The 19,785-nt window shown below is 65.7% G+C and carries 17 protein-coding genes and 1 tRNA gene; 9 read left to right on the top strand and 9 right to left on the bottom strand.

All coding sequences use genetic code 11. The features are described 5' to 3' along the window. Positions 1 to 15: 15 nt before the first annotated feature. From CLN94_RS04905 to CLN94_RS04895, 3 genes are all read right to left on the bottom strand, one after another. A complete protein-coding gene (locus CLN94_RS04905) occupies positions 16 to 1,797 on the bottom strand; it encodes a Hint domain-containing protein (RefSeq protein WP_179300232.1) in 1,782 nt (593 codons plus the stop codon). Between the two features lie 198 nt (positions 1,798 to 1,995). Beyond that, positions 1,996 to 2,082: transfer RNA gene (locus tag CLN94_RS04900), tRNA-Leu, on the bottom strand. A gap of 144 nt (positions 2,083 to 2,226) precedes the next feature. Then, complete coding sequence (locus CLN94_RS04895) at positions 2,227 to 3,936, bottom strand: peptidoglycan-binding domain-containing protein (protein WP_096431756.1); 1,710 nt, start codon at positions 3,934 to 3,936, stop codon at positions 2,227 to 2,229. Between the two features lie 110 nt (positions 3,937 to 4,046). Between CLN94_RS04895 and lipB the strand changes: the two genes are divergently transcribed. The 4 genes from lipB to CLN94_RS04875 all read left to right on the top strand — a co-directional run bounded on the left by lipB (position 4,047) and on the right by CLN94_RS04875 (position 7,743). Beyond that, positions 4,047 to 4,751 carry a lipoyl(octanoyl) transferase LipB gene (gene lipB / locus CLN94_RS04890; protein WP_281253523.1) on the top strand — a complete coding sequence of 235 codons (705 nt, stop codon included), beginning with the start codon at positions 4,047 to 4,049 and terminating at the stop codon, positions 4,749 to 4,751. A gap of 129 nt (positions 4,752 to 4,880) precedes the next feature. Next, positions 4,881 to 5,312 (top strand): c-type cytochrome, encoded by a 432-nt coding sequence (locus tag CLN94_RS04885; RefSeq protein WP_096431752.1) that lies wholly within the window; start codon positions 4,881 to 4,883, stop codon positions 5,310 to 5,312. A gap of 194 nt (positions 5,313 to 5,506) precedes the next feature. After that, positions 5,507 to 7,174, top strand: coding sequence for a cytochrome c oxidase subunit I (gene ctaD, locus CLN94_RS04880; RefSeq protein ID WP_096431750.1), 1,668 nt, complete (start codon positions 5,507 to 5,509; stop codon positions 7,172 to 7,174). Between the two features lie 74 nt (positions 7,175 to 7,248). Continuing rightward, positions 7,249 to 7,743 carry a DUF2244 domain-containing protein gene (locus tag CLN94_RS04875; protein ID WP_096431748.1) on the top strand — a complete coding sequence of 165 codons (495 nt, stop codon included), beginning with the start codon at positions 7,249 to 7,251 and terminating at the stop codon, positions 7,741 to 7,743. 151 nt (positions 7,744 to 7,894) lie between these two features. On the opposite strand, the gene CLN94_RS04870 is transcribed toward CLN94_RS04875, so the two are convergent. Beyond that, positions 7,895 to 8,353 carry a GatB/YqeY domain-containing protein gene (locus tag CLN94_RS04870; RefSeq protein ID WP_096431746.1) on the bottom strand — a complete coding sequence of 153 codons (459 nt, stop codon included), beginning with the start codon at positions 8,351 to 8,353 and terminating at the stop codon, positions 7,895 to 7,897. 171 nt (positions 8,354 to 8,524) lie between these two features. Between CLN94_RS04870 and carA the strand changes: the two genes are divergently transcribed. After that, positions 8,525 to 9,691, top strand: coding sequence for a glutamine-hydrolyzing carbamoyl-phosphate synthase small subunit (carA, locus tag CLN94_RS04865; RefSeq protein ID WP_096431744.1), 1,167 nt, complete (start codon positions 8,525 to 8,527; stop codon positions 9,689 to 9,691). A 141-nt stretch (positions 9,692 to 9,832) separates the two neighbouring features. Beyond that, positions 9,833 to 11,869, top strand: coding sequence for a glycosyltransferase family 2 protein (locus CLN94_RS04860; RefSeq protein ID WP_096431742.1), 2,037 nt, complete (start codon positions 9,833 to 9,835; stop codon positions 11,867 to 11,869). A 70-nt stretch (positions 11,870 to 11,939) separates the two neighbouring features. Here the strand turns inward: CLN94_RS04860 and CLN94_RS04855 are convergent, their stop codons facing one another. Continuing rightward, a complete protein-coding gene (locus CLN94_RS04855) occupies positions 11,940 to 12,575 on the bottom strand; it encodes a GntR family transcriptional regulator (RefSeq protein WP_096431740.1) in 636 nt (211 codons plus the stop codon). Positions 12,576 to 12,689: 114 nt separating this feature from the next. Between CLN94_RS04855 and CLN94_RS04850 the strand changes: the two genes are divergently transcribed. The 3 genes from CLN94_RS04850 (at position 12,690) to CLN94_RS04840 (ending at position 14,956) form a co-directional block, all read left to right on the top strand. Further along, a complete protein-coding gene (locus CLN94_RS04850) occupies positions 12,690 to 13,370 on the top strand; it encodes a pyrimidine 5'-nucleotidase (protein WP_096431738.1) in 681 nt (226 codons plus the stop codon). Positions 13,371 to 13,502: 132 nt separating this feature from the next. After that, on the top strand, positions 13,503 to 13,685 hold the full coding sequence (locus CLN94_RS04845) for a hypothetical protein (RefSeq protein WP_096431736.1): 183 nt from the start codon (positions 13,503 to 13,505) through the stop codon (positions 13,683 to 13,685). A gap of 59 nt (positions 13,686 to 13,744) precedes the next feature. Then, on the top strand, positions 13,745 to 14,956 hold the full coding sequence (locus CLN94_RS04840) for a UbiH/UbiF family hydroxylase (protein ID WP_425439441.1): 1,212 nt from the start codon (positions 13,745 to 13,747) through the stop codon (positions 14,954 to 14,956). Between the two features lie 136 nt (positions 14,957 to 15,092). Here the strand turns inward: CLN94_RS04840 and urtE are convergent, their stop codons facing one another. From urtE to urtB, 4 genes are read right to left on the bottom strand one after another with little or no spacing between them, the layout of a single operon-like run. Next, complete coding sequence (urtE, locus tag CLN94_RS04835) at positions 15,093 to 15,788, bottom strand: urea ABC transporter ATP-binding subunit UrtE (RefSeq protein ID WP_096431732.1); 696 nt, start codon at positions 15,786 to 15,788, stop codon at positions 15,093 to 15,095. 1 nt (position 15,789) lies between these two features. Further along, entirely contained in the window at positions 15,790 to 16,539 is a 750-nt protein-coding gene (gene urtD, locus CLN94_RS04830) for an urea ABC transporter ATP-binding protein UrtD (protein WP_096431730.1), read from the bottom strand. Next, positions 16,536 to 17,765, bottom strand: coding sequence for an urea ABC transporter permease subunit UrtC (gene urtC / locus CLN94_RS04825; RefSeq protein ID WP_425439440.1), 1,230 nt, complete (start codon positions 17,763 to 17,765; stop codon positions 16,536 to 16,538). The genes urtD and urtC overlap by 4 nt, the downstream gene beginning before the upstream one ends. A gap of 3 nt (positions 17,766 to 17,768) precedes the next feature. Further along, positions 17,769 to 19,778: an urea ABC transporter permease subunit UrtB gene (gene urtB, locus CLN94_RS04820; RefSeq protein ID WP_096431728.1), complete on the bottom strand. Its 2,010-nt coding sequence runs from the start codon at positions 19,776 to 19,778 to the stop codon at positions 17,769 to 17,771. Positions 19,779 to 19,785 lie beyond the last annotated feature (7 nt).

Raw genomic sequence — 19,785 nt, 5'->3', positions numbered from 1 at the left:
TTCGGACACCCCTTTTCAGCCATAGCCTGAGAGCAAGACGTCCCAAAAACCGTCCGTTCGCGGCACATCCTGCACACTCCGCGACCATTTCACACATGCGCTTCGGGTCACCGCCTTTCCCGGCAGAAGCGCGCGGACCCTTGGGCCATAACTCGCCTCGACCGGCTGGCCTTCGAAAACCACGCGTGCGAGTCGCGGCATGGAGCGAACCAGGGCACAGCGCTGGCGCAGGTCGAGCGATTCCAGCGCAAACCGGCCCGGCCAGAAGGTCTCGACCCAGGCGCCTTCGGCCAGAATCAGCGCGTGGCGCGGCAAAAGCAGGTGCAGGTAGGCGGCCTGGCGTATCCCGGCCATGACCCGCGCTCCGCCCCAGCCCGTGCGGGCAAGATGACAGACGCGCACCAGCGCCCCCTCGCCCGCGCCCTCCTGCACCCAGATCGCGTGCTGCCCGGACAGCACCAGATCACAGTCATTGCCGAACGCCCCGGCGCGCAGGCGGATCGGTCGCAGGGCCGGATTTTCTGCCAGCTGTGCCGCATCGACCTGCCGCCTCCCGATCCAGAGCACCGGCGCAGGGGGGCCGTCGCGTGTCACCACCAGATCGCCGGGGCACAGATCCTCGACCGCGCGCCAGCCCCGCGGCGTGGCGATCCGCGTGCCAACCAGAAAACACGGAATGCCGATCGCATTGAGCTGCTGCACCGTCGAGACCTGCGATGGCGCGATGCCCGAGAGCGTGATCGTCTCGCCGCCCGGGAAGGTCAGCACCGCATTGCCCGCCGGATCCTGCGAAACAACGACATCCCAGACATTGACCGGATTGCCATCGGCGTCGGTCAGATCGCTCACATCAAGCCGGTCGATGGCGAACCCGGAGCCGTTATCGGCAATGTTGAAATCGCCGATGGTGTCGGCGCCGGAGCCATCGGTGTAGATCAGGACATCGGCACCCGTGCCCGTCCAGATCAGGTCATCGCCGGCCCCGCCGGTGATTGTGTCATCCCCGGATTCGCCATAGAGCACGTCAGCATCCGCGCCGCCGTCGACAAGATCCGCACCGCCCCCCGCCCAGATCGTATCGGCGCCCGCGCCACCCGAAAGCGTATCGGCATACTCATAGAAACTGCCCGACACATCGTCGATCAGGTCGTCGCCCTCGCCCCCCTCGACCAGATCGCCCTGGTCCGGCGTCGACCCGCCCGTGCCATAGTAGATGGTGTCGTTTCCACTACCCCCGTCGATGATGTCGGCGCCGCCGCCCGCCTCGATCCGGTCATCGCCAGCGCCCGCGAGCAGCGTGTCGGAAAAGTTCCCACCGCGGATATAGCTGGCAGTGTCGGGGTCATAATCGAGCCAGTCGAAATCGTAATAGCTCGCCTCGTTGACGCTATCGACATTGTAGATCGAGCTGACCTGATAGGTCACACCCGGCTGCAGCTCGGCGCTGGTGACATAACCGACCAGCTCGCCATTGATCTCGACCCGGTCGATGAAGACGATCGAGCCGTCTGGAGCTGTCAGCGTCGCGTATTCCTCGGAATAGGCCACCCCGGCGTTTACCGTAGCCCCCGTGGCATCGGTGATCGTCAGGTATTGGTTCTGATCGACCCCAAGCTCATCCGCCCGCAGATCGCCCCCGAGCCAGGAATCGTCATCCGAAAAGGTAAAGGTCAGCCGGTCGACCGACGCGTCCCAGGTCGGGTCGACATGGAAGGTCGCGCCAGGCAAAAGCTGCGTCCCGCCTCCGTCGATCAGGAAATCGGACCCGGCATAGCCATAGGTCAAGAAACTTGCCATCGCGCCCTGCCGCCTCCGCCCGGCCATCGGGATCACGGCGAGCATGGCAAGACAGGCCGAAAATTCGGGTTAATGCGGGCGAGGCCTTCGCCGCGAAAAATCGATTCAATTTTCGGAAAAGGCGGTCGTCCCGGACGCGCGCCCCGGAAACGACGAAGCCCGGGCACGAGGGCCCGGGCTTTCGCGGCTTTAAGCCATTGGTGCGGTCGAGAAGACTCGAACTTCCACGGGAGTTACCCCACAGCGACCTCAACGCTGCGCGTCTACCAATTCCGCCACGACCGCACTGCCTTGGCTTGGTGGCGGGGTATTAGCCAAAGGCCGCGGGGAAGAAAAGGGGGTATTTGGGGATGGCGGGAAAAATTTTGTGCGCCCTCAAACAGGAAACGGGGGCCGAAGCCCCCGCCCCATATCATCCATTGGCCGCGATTATTGCGACCCCAGCGAAGTTGCCGCCTTGCCGATCCCCGAGATCCCGTTCATCAGCGCCGAAGCCGTCGCCGCGACCGGCACCGGCTTGGCCACCGGCGCCTCGGCCCGGCCAGCCATCGCCATCGCCGCCTGATGGATCAGCTGCATGCGCCCGGCCTCGTCGCCGGAGAATTCGGGCATCTGGCCCGCCTCATGCGCATTCGCTGCCAGATCGTACCATTCCAGCGCCAGATCGGCGCTCTTCTCGGTGCCGATCCCGGCGCTCAGGTGGTGGGCAACCAGCTCCGCATAGACCATGTTGCCCGTTCCGGCGAGCACCAGCGCCGAGCCCAGCGCCACCGGCATCTGGTCGTCGCGCAGCCCGACCCCGAGGCAGACCTTGGCCGTGCCCGCGATCTGCGCCTCGTCCATGCCCGAACCGGCCACGAAACCCTGCACCGAGGCGATCATGTCATCGCGCGCGGTGCCCGGCAGCAGCGCCACCTGATCGGCCAGAAGCGCGCCGAAATCACCGCATTGCTGCGAGATCTGCGCGGGCGTGAAGCCCTGGACCTGCGCGAGGATGCCCTCGCCCTCGGCCACGGCGGCATCGCGCGCAAGGCAGAATTGCTCGCCCAACGCCTGCGCCGGATCGCTCATCGCGGCGACTGTCTGCAGCCCACCGGCCTGCCCGGTGCGGGCCGACACATCGGCGCAATGCGCGCTCAGCGTCACCTCGACCGGCGCGATCGCAGCCCCAAAGGAGGGCATCGACGGCGCGGCGGGGGGCGTGGCCGCGGCAAGCTGCGCGCCGAAGCCCGGCATCGCAGGTTGCGGTGCGGTCGCCATCGTCGCGGGCGGCAGGCTCGGCGCGGGCGGCACGGCCGGAGCCGCCGTCACCGGCGCGCCCGCGCCCGGCGCCGCGATCTGGCACAGGCCATGCTGGCACGAGAAGCTCGCGGGCGTCGCCCCCGCGATCTGGAAGTCATTGCGCTGATAGCCCTGCGGCGTCGAGGCAAAGACCCGCACCGTGCAGGCCGGACCGTTGCACCAGAAGCCCGAGCCCGTCACCGAGGTATCGACAAGATAATCGGTGCGCCCGTCCATGTTCAGGTCGGCCAGCTGGATGAAGCCCGCGCGCTGGATCAGCTGCATCGGCTCGACATTCGAGTTGCGTGCGATCTCGTCGACCGCCTGCGAGACCTCGGGCGGCAAGCCACCGTAGGACCCGGCATAGGTCGCGCCCGTGCCACCCGCCATCTCGTCGCGCTGCTTCAGAAGCATCCCGCGCGGCCCCTGCGGCCCGGCCATCACCTGCTGCACCTGCGGCCCGCCGATCATCGCGCGCTGATAGGCTGTGACGAGGATCATCCGCTCCGCCTCGGTCAGCTGGCCGGTCGCCGGATAGCCCAAAAGCATCTGGTATTGCGACACCGCCGCACGCGACTTCGCGCCCATCACCCCGTCCGGCGTGCCCGCCGGATAGCCGAAATAGTTCAGCGCGGTCTGCGCCTCCCGGTTCTGTTCGCGCTGGTAGGAGCTGGTGCTCGGGCGCGCGACGGTGCGCGGCTTGGCGCGATTCTTGGAGGCTTCATTGACGATCGCGCCGCCGATGATCCCCCCGATGATGCCGCCGACGACATCGCCCCCACCTGCCAGAACCGGCTGCACGGGCCCAAAAATGACTCCGAGCGACACCACGCCGCCCACAACGGATTTCTTCAACATCACGACCTCCCGTCGAAATAACACGGCTGCCCGAGGTCAGGTTTTTAAATATTGGCCCGTGAACTGGGCTGCCTCAAATTGATTGCCGAAAGTCTTCTCCCAAAAGGCGCTTGAGGCAAGGGCTTTGTTGTTCTAACCCGAACGGGTTTTCGCAGGCGGAGGCGCAGATGGTCGAATGGATCCATTCCGACGGGCTGGTGCCCTATGAAGAGGCGCTTGCCTTCATGGAGGCACGCGCGGGCGCGATTGCGCGCGGCGAGGCCGAAGAGGCGATCTGGCTGCTCGAACATCCGCCGCTTTACACCGCCGGCACCTCGGCGAAGCCCGCCGATCTGGTCGATCCCGACCGTTTCCCCGTCTACGAGGCCGGGCGCGGCGGGCAGTATACCTATCACGGGCCGGGCCAGCGCATCATCTATGTCATGCTCGACCTGAACAAGCGCGGGCGCGACGTGCGCGCCTTCGTCGCCGCGCTCGAGGGCTGGGTGATCGCCGCGCTGGCCGAGTTCAACATCAAGGGCGAGATCCGCGAGGGTCGCGTCGGGGTCTGGGTCACCCGCCCCGACAAGGCGCCGAACCTTGACGGCAGCCCGCGCGAAGACAAGATCGCCGCGATCGGGGTGAAGCTGCGCAAATGGGTCAGCTTCCACGGCATCTCGATCAATGTCGAACCGGACCTGAGCCATTTCCAGGGCATCGTGCCCTGCGGCATCCGCGAGCACGGTGTAACCTCGCTGGTCGATCTGGGTCTGCCGGTGACGATGGACGACCTCGACACCGCCCTACGACTAAAGTTCGGGCAGTTCTTCGCCTGATCGGGGAAAATTGGCCCGATTCTCCCGTGACGCGACCTTTTGCCCCGTGTTAGAAGCATTCGACGCAGACTATCTGCGCAATCGATGGCCCCTTGGGAGGGGGTCGAGTTCCTAAATAAGGATACAGCGATGAAGACCAGCCTGATTGCCGCCCTCGCCACTCTCGCGCTTGCCGCCCCGGTTTTTGCCGGTGACGCCGCGGAAGGCGAAGAAAACTTCAAGAAGTGCAAGGCCTGCCACATGATCGTGGCCCCCGATGGCACCGAGATCTACAAAGGCGGCAAAACCGGCCCGAACCTCTACGGCGTCGTCGGCCGTCAGGTCGCTTCGGTCGAAGGCTTCAAATACAAGGACTCGATCGTGGCCGTCGGCGCCACCGGCATGGTCTGGGACGAGGCCGAACTGGCCGCTTACATGGCCGACCCGAAAGCCTGGCTGATCGAAAAGACCGGCGACGCCAAGGCCAAGTCGGGCATGACCCACAAGCAGAAAGATCACCAGGAAGACATCGCAGCCTACCTGGCCTCGGTCGCCCCGGCGCCGGAAGCCGCGGCTCAATAACCCATCTGATCCCTTTCGGATCGGTCAAAGGGCGCCTTCGGGCGCCCTTTTTGCATGCGCAGCGGCCACGACCGACCGAGGTGTGACATTTTTTCGCACGTCATCCTTGCCCGGTGAAAAAATGCGCCTTAGAAATGCCTTTAGCGAGGCCCGGGAAGGGAGAGCCCGGGCCCGCAGCATACAGGGAGATCATCATGGCGGACGCAGCCGTTCACGGCGGTGCGCATGACGAGCGGGGTTTCTTCACCCGCTGGTTCATGTCCACCAACCACAAAGACATCGGGATTCTCTATCTCTTCACTGCAGGCCTTGTCGGCCTGATCTCGGTGGCCTTCACCGTTTACATGCGCCTCGAGCTGATGGACCCGGGCGTGCAATACATGTGCGCCGAGGGCGCGCGCTTCATCGCCTCGGATGCCGAATGCACCCCGAACGGCCATCTGTGGAACGTGATGATCACCTATCACGGCGTCCTGATGATGTTCTTCGTGGTGATTCCGGCGCTGTTCGGCGGTTTCGGCAACTATTTCATGCCGCTGCACATCGGTGCGCCGGACATGGCCTTCCCGCGGCTGAACAACCTCAGCTACTGGCTCTATGTCGCCGGTGTCGCGCTTGGCGTGGCCTCGCTGCTGGCGCCGGGCGGCAACGGGCAGCTCGGGTCCGGCGTGGGCTGGGTGCTTTACCCGCCGCTCTCGACCAACGAGCAAGGCTATTCGATGGATCTGGCGATCTTCGCCGTGCACGTTTCGGGCGCCAGCTCGATTCTCGGCGCGATCAACATCATCACCACCTTCCTGAACATGCGTGCGCCGGGGATGACCCTGCACAAGGTGCCGCTGTTCGCCTGGTCGGTCTTTGTCACCGCCTGGCTGATCCTGCTGTCGCTGCCCGTTCTGGCCGGCGCGATCACCATGCTGCTGATGGACCGCAACTTCGGCACCACCTTCTTCGATCCGGCCGGTGGCGGTGACCCGATCCTGTATCAGCACATCCTGTGGTTCTTCGGCCACCCGGAAGTCTACATCATCATCCTGCCGGGCTTCGGCATCATCTCGCACGTGATCGCGACCTTCGCGCGCAAGCCGGTCTTCGGCTACCTGCCGATGGTCTACGCGATGGTGGCGATCGGGGTGCTGGGCTTCGTCGTCTGGGCGCACCACATGTACACCGTCGGCATGTCGCTGACTCAGCAGTCCTACTTCATGCTGGCGACAATGGTGATCGCGGTGCCCACCGGCGTGAAGGTGTTCAGCTGGATCGCGACGATGTGGGGCGGCTCAATCGAGTTCAAGACGCCGATGCTCTGGGCCTTCGGCTTCCTGTTCCTGTTCACCGTCGGCGGCGTGACCGGCGTGGTGCTCTCGCAGGCGCCGCTCGACCGGGTCTACCACGACACCTATTACGTCGTGGCGCACTTCCACTACGTGATGTCGCTGGGTGCGGTGTTCGCGATCTTTGCCGGGGTCTATTACTGGATCGGCAAGATGTCGGGCCGTCAGTATCCGGAATGGGCGGGCAAGCTGCACTTCTGGATGATGTTCATCGGCTCGAACCTGATCTTCTTCCCGCAGCACTTCCTGGGTCGTCAGGGCATGCCGCGCCGCTACATCGACTACCCGGAGGCCTTCGCCTACTGGAACAAGATCTCGTCCTACGGTGCCTTCCTTGCCTTCGCCTCCTTCGTGTTCTTCATCGGCATCGTGTTCTACACGCTGTTCGCCGGTCGCCGCGTGACCGAGAACAACTACTGGAACGAATATGCCGACACGCTGGAATGGACCCTGCCCTCGCCGCCGCCCGAGCACACGTTCGAGCAGCTGCCGAAGCAGGAAGAGTGGGATCACTCGCACGCCCACTGAGGCCTGACACAAGAAACCCCGGGCCTCGGCCCGGGGTTTTCATTTGCGCCCCCCATTTTCGCCGACCCGGACCCATGCCCTATCAATGGACCGATGCCCCAGCGACACAGCGGCTCGAACTCTGGCCGTTCCGCTCCCTGCCGAAGAAAGGCTTCGTGCTGTTCATCGGCGCCACCGCCCTGTTCCTCGCCCTGCCCGCGCTGGCGGTGACCGGCTCGGTGGTGCTCTGGGCGCTGCTGCCGTTTCTCGCGCTGACCGTTGCCGGGATCTGGTGGGCGCTCTCGCACAGCTATCGCAGCGGCGAGGTGCTCGAACGCCTTGAGATCACCTCCGAACAGGTCACACTCAGCCGCCACGACCCGAAACGGCCGCGCCGCGACTGGCAGGGCAATCCGCATTGGGTCCGCGTCGAGATCCACCACAGCGGCGGCCCCGTCCCCGATTACCTGACCCTAACCGGCGGCCCCCGCCCCGTCGAGATCGGCGCCTTCCTCACCCCCGAGGAGCGCCGCCGCCTGCATGGCGAACTGCAAGAGCGCCTCTCGGTCGCGCGCACACCGAACCCCTGAGCGACAAGGGGGCTCTGCCCCCTCTTTGCCTGCCGGCAAATTCACCCCCGGAGTATTTTCGGCTCAGTGAAAGAGCATCCGTTTCTTCTTGGCCCAAATACGCAAAAGGGGGGCCGAAGCCCCCCCCAAAAAAGTCGCGATTGCGATCCGCTCAGCCCAGCAGGTCTTTGACCTTCGGGCCAACCGCGCCGAAATCCATCTGACCGGTATATTTGCCCTTGAGCTCGCCCATCACCCGGCCCATGTCGCGGATCGAGCTGGCCCCGACCTTTTCGATCGCGGCCTTGATCGCGGCCTCGACTTCCGAGGGATCAAGCTGGCGCGGCAGGAATTCCTCGATCACGGTGACCTCGGCGAGTTCCTTTTCCGCCAGTTCCAGCCGTCCGCCCTCTTCATAGGCGCGCGCCGATTCCTGACGTTGCTTGACCATCTTGCCGAGAATCGCCAGCACATCGGCATCCGACAGCTCGCCCCCGTCGCCCTCGCCACGCAGCGCGATCTCGCGGTCCTTGATGGCGGCGTTGATCAGGCGCAGCGTCGAGAGCCGGTCGGCCTCTTTCGCCCGCATCGCGTCTTTCAGCTTCGCCGCGATCCGTTCCTTGATTTCCATGTGCATTCGGCCCCTTTGTGAACACGAGTGGCCACAATAGCCAAAAGCGCGTCGCGGCACAATATTTCTAAGTTATTGATATTAAACGATTTCAATATTATCCTGACCCCCCTTGACCAGTCCGCCCCAGGCGCCTAGTTTCCCACGGATTTTGCCCCGGGGAGTCGCGCCATGCCTGCAAGCCAGAAAGCATCCGAGAAACCCACAGCGCTGATCGCGCTTGCAGATGGGCAGTTGTTCTACGGACATGGGTTCGGCGCCACCGGCGAGACGGTGGCCGAGCTGGTCTTCAATACCGCGATGACCGGCTATCAGGAAATCATGACCGACCCGTCCTACGCGGGCCAGGTGGTGACCTTCACCTTCCCGCATATCGGCAACGTGGGCGTGAACCCCGAAGACGACGAGACCGGCGATCCGGTGGCGGCGGGCCTCGTGGTGAAATGGGACCCGACCGAGCCTTCGAACTGGCGCGCGACGAGCGATCTGGTGCAATGGCTGGAAAAGACCGGCCGCATCGGCATTGGCGGCGTTGACACCCGCCGGCTGACCCGCGCCATCCGCCAGCAGGGCGCGCCGAACGTGGCCATCGCCCATGATCCGAACGGCAATTTCGACATCGAGGCGCTGGTCAAGAAAGCACGCGACTGGTCGGGCCTCGTCGGGCTTGACCTTGCCAAGGACGTGACCTGCGCGCAAAGCTATCACTGGAACGAGAAACGCTGGGCCTGGCCCGAAGGCTACCAGCCCGTCGAAAACCCCGACCTCAAGGTCGTGGCGATCGACTACGGCGCGAAACGCAATATCCTGCGCTGCCTCGCCTCGGCGGGCTGCGACGTGACGGTGCTGCCCGCGACCGCGACCGCCGAAGAGGTGCTCGCGCATAATCCCGATGGCGTGTTCCTCTCGAACGGCCCGGGCGACCCCGCGGCGACCGGCACCTATGCCGTGCCGATGATCCAGGAAGTCCTGAAGACCGACCTGCCGGTCTTCGGCATCTGCCTTGGCCACCAGATGCTGGCGCTGGCGCTGGGGGCGACCACGATCAAGATGAACCACGGCCACCACGGCGCGAACCACCCGGTGAAAGACACCGAGACCGGCAAGGTCGAGATCACCTCGATGAACCACGGGTTCGCGGTCGATGCGCAGACCTTGCCCGAGGGCGTGGCCGAGACCCATGTCTCGCTGTTCGATGGCTCGAACTGCGGTATCAAGATGAACGACCGCCCGGTCTTCTCGGTGCAGCACCACCCCGAAGCGAGCCCCGGCCCGCAAGACAGCTTCTACCTGTTCGAGCGCTTTGCCCAGGCGATGCGCGCGCGCAAGGCCGGCTGATCGCGCCCCATTAACCAAACGTTCGTGACACGTTCCGTCGCCGCGGCGAAAGCCGCGCGATGGTCGTGGATTTGCCCGGTTTCGTTAACGCGCCATTAACCTTCGCATCGTCACTCTGCCAAGGTTAATCGGGGGCGAGCCATGGCCGACGCGCAGCACAGAATCGTTCCGAGCCTCAACGCCGAGGCCGCGCCGATTTCGCTTTCGGTCTTTCTCAACCGCCCCGGCCTGACCTCCACCGAGACCACGACGCCCCGCCCCCAGCCCGGGCGCACGCCGCTGGGTCAGATCCTGCTTGAGATGGAGGCGATCAGCCCCGGCGACCTGCTCAAGGCGCTGGCGATCCGCAACCGGCAGGACGTGCGGCTGGGCGACATCCTGCTGGCCCATGGCTGGGTGACGGAAACCGCGCTGATGGCGGGGCTCGCGCGGCAATGGAAGGCCGCGGTAGTCGACCTTTACGCCGAGGCCCCCGATCCGCGCCTGATCGACGCGATCGGCCCCGAAACCTGCCTGACCGAGAGCATGGTTCCGTGGCGCCAGATCGGCGGCACGACGCTGATCGCCACCGCGCGCCCCGAAGACTTCGCCGCGCTGCGCGCCCGCCTGCCCGCACGGTTCGCGCCCTATCGCATGGTGCTCGCCCCCGAGCGCGACATCCACGACAGCCTGCTGGCGCGGCGCCAGACCGCGCTGATCCGCCGTGCCGAGACCAAGGTCGATCCAGAGAAGTCCTGCCGTACGCGCAACGAAGCGCGCGCCTCGCGGCTGGCGCTGGCGGTGCTGAGCCTCGCGCTGATCGGGCTGATGCTGGCGCCGATCGAGGTGTTTGCGCTGCTCTTCGGCTGGCTGATGCTGACGCTGGTGCTGTCGCAGGGGCTCAAGACCGCGGCCTTCCTGGCCGAGTTTCGCGCCCGCCACCTGAGCCGGCAGCAAGCGCCTGCGCGGCCCCTGCCCCGCCTGCCGATCATCTCGGTGATGGTGCCGCTGTTCCATGAACGCGACATCGCCGGGCGGTTGATTGAGCGGCTCGGGCGGCTCGACTATCCGCGCGAGCTGCTGGATATCCTGCTGGTGGTCGAAGAAGACGACCTGATGACGCGCAACGCGCTGGCGCAAAGCCGGCTGCCACGCTGGATGCGGGTGGTGACGGTGCCGACCGGCCCGATCCAGACCAAGCCGCGCGCGCTGAACTATGCGCTGAGCTTCTGCCGCGGCACGATCATCGGGGTCTATGACGCCGAAGACGCGCCCGAGCCCGAGCAACTCCACAAAGTCGCGCGCCACTTCGCCCATGCCGCCCCAGAGGTCGCCTGCCTGCAGGGGCGGCTCGATTACTACAACCCGCGCACCAACTGGCTCGCGCGCTGCTTCACCATCGAATACGCTGCCTGGTTCCGGGTGTTCCTGCCCGGCATCGCGCGGCTGGGCTTCGTGATCCCGCTCGGCGGCACGACGCTGTTCTTTCGCCGCGCGGCGCTGGAGGCGCTGGGGGGATGGGACGCGCATAACGTCACCGAAGATGCGGACCTCGGCATCCGCCTCGCGCGCCACGGGCTGCGCACCGAGCTGGTCGACACCGTCACCCACGAAGAGGCCAACTGCCGCACCCTGCCCTGGATCAAGCAGCGCTCGCGCTGGCTGAAGGGCTATGCGATGACCTGGGCGGTGCATATGCGCAACCCCGCGCGGCTCTGGCGCGAGCTGGGGCCGAAGCGGTTCTTTGGCGTGCAGGTTCTGATCCTCGGCGCGCTCACGCAATTCGTCTTTGCGCCGCTGTTCTGGTCGATGTGGCTGATCCCGCTGGGCATCTGGCACCCGGTCGAGGCGCTGATGTCGAAGCCTTTCCTGTATGCGAACATGAGCTTTTTCGCGCTGAGCGAGGCGGTGAATATCGCGCTCGGGCTCTGGGCGGTGCGCGGGCGCGGCCATCGCCACCTGATACCCTGGGTGCCGAGCCTGCATTTCTATTTTCCGCTCGCGGCATTGGCGGGCTGGAAGGCGCTGTATGAGGTGATTGCCAAGCCCTTCTACTGGGACAAGACCGTGCATGGCGTCTTCGACACGGTGGCGCCGCATCAGCCGCGGTCGCGCTCGGGGATGGTGGGCGACATTCTTGCGGCCAGCGCGCCGCCGCCTGCGCCCGCGCGCGTGCCGGTCGCGCCCCAGATCGACTGAGCGTCAAGGCCAAGCCCGCGACCGGGGCCCTGCCCCGGACCCCGGGATATTTCTGGCAAAATGAAGGGGCTCAGCCGGGCTTCGCGTCGGAGCCTGCGTCGTGCTTGAGGCGGGTTTCGAAGGCTTTCGAGATATGGGCGCGCAGCGCGCCGGCCGCCGCCTCGCCATCGCCCGCGCGGATCGCATCGACAATGGCCTGATGCTCGTCGAGCGCGGCGGTGCCCCGGCCCTCGACCGCGAGCGAGGTCGTCGCGAGGAGCGCCATCGAGCGGTGCACGAGGTCGAGCTGTTGCACGAGATAACGGTTGTGCGAGGCGAGATGGATCTGATGGTGGAAGCGGCGGTTGGCGCGGCTGAGCGCCGCCGGATCGCCAAGCTTGCCGTGGTCTTCGTCGATCATTTCCTGCAGCACCGCGATCTCTTCGGGGGCGGCGTGTTTCGCCGCCAGCCGCGCGGCGAGGGCTTCGAGCTCGGCACGCACGACGTACAGCTCGGCGAGTTGGTTGTGATCGAGCGAGGCCACGATCAGCGAGCGACCATCGCGGGCCAGCATCGATTGTGTTTCGAGCCGTTGCAGGGCTTCGCGCACCGGCGTTCGCGAGACGCCGAAGCGTTCCGCCAGCTCCGATTCCACCAGCCGATCGCCGGGGCGGTAGATCCCGCTGTCGATCGCCTCGAGGATCAGGGTATAGGCGTCCTTCTGCATCGCTCCTCCGTCGCGCTTGCCAGTCCGATGGAGCACATTAGGACCGGCCCGCCCGAGAGACAAGCGCCCCTGCGCCCCATTGCCCCGCCGCAGAGGCAGCGCTAGGCTCGCGCGATGGACCACTCTGCCGCCCCGACGCATCGCCCGCCGCTCGATTTTTCGATCGTACGAGACTGGGTTTTCGACCTCGACAACACGCTCTATCCGCCCTCGGCGCGGCTGTTCGACCAGATCGAGATCCGGATGACCGATTTCGTGATGCGCGCGCTCAAGGTCGGGCACGACGAGGCCGACCACCTGCGCGACCATTACTGGCGGCTTTACGGCACGACGCTGGCGGGGCTGATGCATGAGCATGGCGTCGACCCGGGCCCCTATCTGAGCGATGTGCATGATATCTCGCTGGCGCATCTGCGCCCCGATCCGGCCCTGCGCGCCGAGATTGAGGCCCTGCCCGGGCGCAAGATCGTTTATACCAACGGCTGCGCGCCCTATGCCGAGCGGGTTCTGGCGGCGCGCGGGCTGTCGGGGATTTTCGACGGGGTTTATGGCGTCGAACATGCCGAGTTCCACCCCAAGCCCCACGCGCAGGCCTTCGACACGGTCTTTGCCCGCGCGGGGGTCACGCCCGGTCAGGCCGCGATGTTCGAGGACGACCCGCGCAACCTTGCCCATCCGCATGCGCTGGGAATGCGCTGTGTCCATGTCGCACCCGAGCCGCTGGCCGAGCCGCCGGCGCATATCCATCACCACACGGATGACCTTGCGGCATTCCTCGCGCGCCTGCGCCTCTGAGTCGGCTGTTGCCTTTTCGCCGCAGCGCAGCAACTGCGACAATTTGGCTCACGTATAATCCATGCTTTTTAGGCGCCTGACCGCTAAGAGAGCCCGAAGTTCTTGGAACGATCATCCATAGGGAGATTCTAAATGGCCGCTGATCACGCCACCGCCCCCGTCAAGTCCAGCACCGCCTGGATCATCGCTCTTTTCCTGATCGCGACCGCCGCTGGCGCGACCGTGGTCTTCGGCCTCGGCGGCCTGATCATGTGGGGCGTAATCGCGACCTGGGTCATGATGGCCCTGCTCGTGGTGATGACCGCCGGCAGCTGATCCGACGCTCTGGCCTTCTGCTTGCCGGGCGTTAATATGGCGCCGGAACGGAGACGGAGATGAGCCACATGAGCGACGTGATCGACACCGATATCCTCATTTCCGGAGGCGGCGTTGCGGGGCTGACCGCAGCGGCCGTCTTTGGTGCTTCTGGCTTCCGCACGCTCTGCGTGGACCCGGCGCCGCCGGTGACCTCCGAGGCCGAAGCTGGCGCCGACATGCGCACCACGGCCTTCCTGCATCCCTCGCGCGGCGTTCTGGAAGCCGCAGGGCTCTGGGCGCGGCTTGAACCCTATGCGGCGCCCTTGCAGATCATGCGGATCATCGACGCGGGCGGCGAAAAGCCCGAGGCGCGGCTGACGCGCGATTTCAACGCTTCTGAGCTCTCGGACCTGCCCTTCGGCTGGAACCTGCAGAACTGGCTGTTGCGCCGCGAAATGGTGGCGCGGCTGGCGGAACTGCCGCTCGTCGATTTTCGCGCGGGCGTCGCGACCGCGGGGCTGATCACCCGCGAGGCGGGCGCCGAGGTGACGCTCTCGGACGGCACGCGCGTTCATGCGCGCCTCGTGGTGGCCGCCGACGGGCGCAACTCCTTCATCCGCGAGGCTGCGGGCCTGCGCGTGAAAACCACGCGCTACGGCCAGAAGGCGCTGGCCTTCGCCGTGACCCATCCCGAGCCGCATCACAACGTCTCGACCGAGATCCACCGCTCGGGCGGCCCCTTCACGCTGGTGCCTCTGCCTGATCGCGACGGACTGCACAGCTCGGCCATCGTCTGGATGGAGCGCGGCCCCGAGGCCGACCGCCTCGCCGCCCTGCCCGTCCCCGAATTCGAAGCCGAGATGAACGCACGCTCGACCGGCATCCTGGGGCCGCTCACGCTGGCCACGCGCCGCTCGGTCTGGCCGATGATGACCCAGATCGCCGAGCGCTTCACCGCGCAGCGCGTGGCGCTGATCGCCGAGGCCGCCCATGTCATCCCGCCGATCGGGGCGCAGGGGCTGAACATGTCGCTGGCCGACCTGACCTGCCTGCTCGAGCTGTGTCAGAAGGACCCCGCCCATATCGGCGAGCCTGCGATGCTCGCGGCCTACAACCGGCGCCGCTGGCCCGAGGTGAAGGCCCGCGAGATCGGGATCGACCTGCTGAACCGCGCCTCGATGGTCGAGGCGCGCCCGCTACGCGACCTGCGCGCGGGCGTTCTGGGGGCGCTCTATTCGCTGGGGCCGGTGCGCAAGACCCTGATGAAGGCGGGGCTTGGCGTGCGCTGAGGCCCTGAGGGGGCGCTGCCCCCTCTTTTCCTACGGAAAATTCACCCCCGGAGTATTTTCGGCTCAGTGAAGGGGCCGGAGAAAGCCCCTAGGGTTTCTTCTTGGCCCAAATACGCATTCCACAGAGGCCGCAGGCTCAGACGCTGACCACTTCGCGCAGGCTTTCCCGCGTCAGAGATTGCTTGGTGCCTTCCATCGCGACCGCCCCGCGTTTGAGCACGTAGAAACGATCGCCGAGGTCGTGCGCGAAGTCGAAATACTGCTCGACGAGGATGATCGCCATGTCGCCCTTTTCGCGCAGGTAGCTGATCACGCGGCCGATCTGCTGGATGATGTTGGGCTGGATGCCCTCGGTCGGCTCGTCGAGCAGGAGCACCTTGGGCTTCATCAGCATCGCACGCGCGATGGCCAGCTGTTGTTGCTGCCCGCCCGAGAGGTCGCCGCCGCGACGATGCAGGAATTCCTTGAGGATCGGGAAGAGCTCGTAGATTTCGTCGGGGATGAAATGCTCGGAGCGCGGCAGGCAGGCAAAGGCGGTTTCCATGTTTTCCTGCACGGTCAGCAGCGGAAAGATCATCCGGCCTTGCGGCACGTAGCCTAGGCCGCGTTTCGCCATTTCCTGCGGCGCCACCTTGCCCACGGGCGCGCCATCGAGCGTGATCTCGCCGCCCGAGCGGATCTTGGTGCCCGCGATCGCCTTCAGCAGCGAGGTCTTGCCCACGCCATTGGTGCCCATGATGCAGGTCACCTCGCCCGCGCGGGCCTCCATGTCGATCCCGTAGAGGATCTGCGAGCCGCCGTAATGGAGCGTCAATCCTTGAGTTTTCAGCATGTCAGCGCCCCAGATAAACTTCGATGACTTTCGGATTCGCCGTCACGTGGTCGAGCGAACCTTCGGCGAGGACCGAGCCTTCGTGCAGCACCGTGACCTTGCAGTTCAGGCGGCGCACGAATTCCATGTCATGCTCGACCACCACCACCGCGCGGGTCTTGGACAGATCGACCAGGAGGGCCGTGGTCTGTTCACGTTCGGCCAGCGTCATGCCGGCGGCGGGCTCGTCGACCAGCAGGAGCTTGGGCTCCTGTGCCAGCAGCATGCCGATTTCCAGCCATTGCTTCTGCCCGTGGCTAAGCTCGCCCGACTTGCGTTCGAGCGCGTCGCCGAGGCCCACCTGCGCCGCCAGCGCCTCGACGCGCGCGTGATCGCCCGCGCCCGGGCGCCAGAACAGCACCCGCCAGGGCGCGCGCGCGGCCTTGAGCGCCATCAGAAGGTTTTCGGCGACGGATTGATCTTCGAACACCGTCGGGCGCTGGAACTTGCGGCCGATGCCAACGCGCGCGATCTGTGCCTCGTTCATGCGCAACAGGTTCTGGCTCATTTCGCCCCAGAGCACCGAGCCCTCGTCGGGCGAGGTCTTGCCTGTGACGATATCCATGAAGGTCGTCTTGCCGGCGCCATTCGGGCCGATGATCGCGCGCAGCTCGGAGGCGCCGATGCTGAAGCTGAGGTTGTTGATCGCGCGGAACCCGTCGAAGGTGACCGAGATCCCCGAGACTTCCAGAAGCGTTCCGGTTCCGCTCATTCCACGGCCTCCTCTTCACGCAGCGAGCCGTCGCCCGGCCCCATCGGGTCGCCGCCCCGGTTCGGATGGCGCAGGCCCTGCACCAGATCGACCAGCCCCGCGAGCCCCTTGGGCGCCAGAAGCGTGACCAGCACGAAGCTGAGGCCCAAGAGCACCTGCCACCAGTCGACCCATTTCACCGTGTAAAAGCCAAGGTTCAGGTCGGGCGCGCGCCCGCCGGTGAACCAGGTCGACACGAGGCTGACGAAGGCCGCGCCCACGACCGCGCCGTAAAGCCGCCCGCGCCCGCCGATCGCCACCCAGACCGCCAGATAGATCGAGGCGATGGGCGCCATCTCACCGGGGTTGATGATGCCTGCCTGCGGGTAATAAAGCGCCCCCGCAATCGCTGCGATCACCGCCGTCAGCGTGAAGATGAAGAGCTTGTAGCTTTCGACTGAGTAGCCGAGAAAGCGCACGCGCGCCTCGTCGTCGCGGATGCCGCGCATTACCGAGCCGAACTTGCCCGAGGTCACAAAAGCCGCCAGCATGTAGCCCGCCGCAAGCATCCCCGCCGAAGCCCAGAGGAACCAGATCGAGAGGTGATCCTGATCCGCCGCGACGCCCGGGATGTTCTGCAGGCCCGAAAGCCCGTTGTTGCCACGCAGCCCGCTTTCGTTCTGGAACAGGTAGAGCGAGAGCGCCAGCGTCATCGCCTGCGTCAGGATCGAGAGATAGACGCCCGTCACGCGCGAGCGGAAGGCGAGCCAGCCGAAGATCAGCGCCAGCAGCCCCGGCACCAGCACCACCAGCGCGAGCTGCGCGGGCAGCGATCCGGCGAAACTCCAGATCGCGGGCAGCTCCGAAGTGCCCACCACGCCAAAGATCTGCGTGGCGATCGCGTCTTGCAATTCCTGCGGTGTCGGCGGCAGGGCGCCTTGCGAGCCAAGCACGATCTCGCGGGTGCGGGCATACATCAGCCACATGCCGATCATGTAGCCGCCCAGCCCGAAGAAGGCGAAATGGCCGAGGCTCAGGATGCCGGTGTAGCCCCAGATCAGGTCCATCGCGATGGCGATCAGGCACAGGCACAGCGTCTTGCCAAGCGTCTTGACGAAGGAGGTAGAAACCACCCCTGCGCCGTAGGCCTCGGACATCAGCGTGACGCCCAGCGTGAAGGCCGCGAGCACCAGCAGGAACACAAGGACCGAAGGGTTCTTGGACAGGAAACCGGGTTTGATGGCCATGGTTTAATCCCCCGCCGCGCGGCCCTTGAGGGCGATGATGCCCCGCGGCCGGAATTGAATGAAGGCGATGATGAACAGGATCATATAGGTCTGCGCCGCCAGCGTGTTCGAGGGGTTGAACCACTCGATGGTCTTTTGCAGGAAGCCGATCAGCGTCGCGCCGGCGAGCGTGCCCCAGATATTGCCGACACCACCCACGACGACCGTCATGAAGCTTTGCACGATGTAATCCGAGCCAAGCTCCGAGGTGACCTTGGCAAACAGCCCAATCGCCACCCCCGCGATCCCCGCGATCCCCGAGCCAAGCCCGAAGGTCAGCATGTTGATGCGGTCGGGGTTGATCCCCATCGAAGCCGCCATCGAGGGGTTCTGCGTGACCGCGCGCACCTCAAGGCCCAGCCGCGTGCGCTTCATCACCCAGAGGAAGAGCGCGAGGAAAATCAGCGCCAGCACGAAGATCGCGATGCGGATATAGCTGATCGAGACGACATCGTTGATCATCCAGGCGCCATCGAGCCAGGCCGGCGAGGTCAAGGGCCGTGCCTGCGTGCCAAAGATATTCTTGAAGATCTGCTGCAGCGCGATGGAAATCCCGAAGGTCGCCAAAAGCGTTTCCAGCGGGCGCTTGTAGAGATGGCGGATCACCAGCCGCTCCATCGCAACTCCAGCACCCGCGGTAATCAGGAAGGCCAGCGGCAGCGCGACGAGGATCGAGGTCGTGTAATCCGCGATATAAAGCTGCACCACGTAACCGGTGTAAGCGCCCATGGTGATGAACTCACCATGCGCCATGTTGATCACGCCCATCACCCCGAAGGTGATCGCAAGCCCGATCGCCGCGAGGAAATAGATCGACGCGAGCGAGAGCGCATCAAGCCCGAGGTCGGCGGCCTGCATCACCCCGACCTTGGTGTCGATCGCCTGCAGCGCCAACGCGGCGGCCGCGGTCACGGTGGCGTCGGTCTCGGAATAGACATCGGCAAAGGTGAACCCCGCCAGCGCCGCGCCGATTTCCCGTTCGGTCAGCGCCGCGCGGGCCTTGCCCTCGGCGACCAGCGCCTTGTAGGCGGCGTTGCGCTTGGCCGGATCGTCCAGTTCCGCAATCGGCACCCCCGCCACCGCGCCTGCGTCGATATTGGCCTCGAGCACCGCGCGGCGCTCTGATGCGGTCAGGCGCGCGGGGGCAAGCCCGGCCTCGACCAGCAAGAGATAGGCCTCTTCCTCGCCGAGATCTTTGCCGACACGCAGCACCTGCGCGACATTGCCCTCGGCCGCACCTTCAAACACCTTGCGCGTGATCACCACGATCGGATTGAGCGCGCCCCGCACATCCAGCGCAAGGTCCCCGTTGAAATGCTCGATCGCGGCGACGCGCTCTTCGGAACTCGTGCCAAAACGCACCGTCAGCAACCGTTCAAGCCGTTCTTTCTGTTCGCGGATCGCCGGGTCGGCTTCGGTCTCGATCGAGGCGCGCAGCGGCTCCAGATGCTCGGCCGCGCCATTGCGCGCCAGCGCATCAAGCGCCGCACGCCGCTGGGCGGGATCGGGGTCGGAGAGCTGGAACTCGACCAGCGCAGAGGCGATCACCCCGCGCACGCCCGCGTTGGGTTTCAGCTCGGAGAGCTCGGATTTCGGCACCGTACCCGCCGCCGCACCCGTCACCGGATCGGTCAGCGCGTAGCCGTCCTTGGTCTTCTCGATAAGGTAAAAGCGGCCATCCTTGGCCTGCCCCACGCGTTTGTCGGCCCAGGCAGCCAGAAAGGCGGGGGCGCCTTCGCCCGCAGCGCCGATCTCGGCAATCACCGGGCCGATCGTCTTGCGCGAAGGCTTGGCGATATCGCCCGAATAGGTCGCCAGAACCGCGGCCAGCCCGGTCAGGGCGGGGGCTTCGCCAGCAGCTTCGGGGGCGAAAATCTCGGAGGAGGAAACCTCGGCGGAAGGGGGAGTTTCCTGCGCAAAAGCAGGAAGCGCGAGGCACAAAGCTGCCGTCAGCGCCAAAAATCTGTGTCGCATGCCTGCC

This window comes from Pseudothioclava arenosa (genome assembly GCF_002358085.1).
Taxonomy (GTDB): domain Bacteria; phylum Pseudomonadota; class Alphaproteobacteria; order Rhodobacterales; family Rhodobacteraceae; genus Pseudothioclava; species Pseudothioclava arenosa.
Note: the sequence above shows the minus strand (reverse complement) of the source record. Positions and strands in the feature narration are given on the sequence as shown.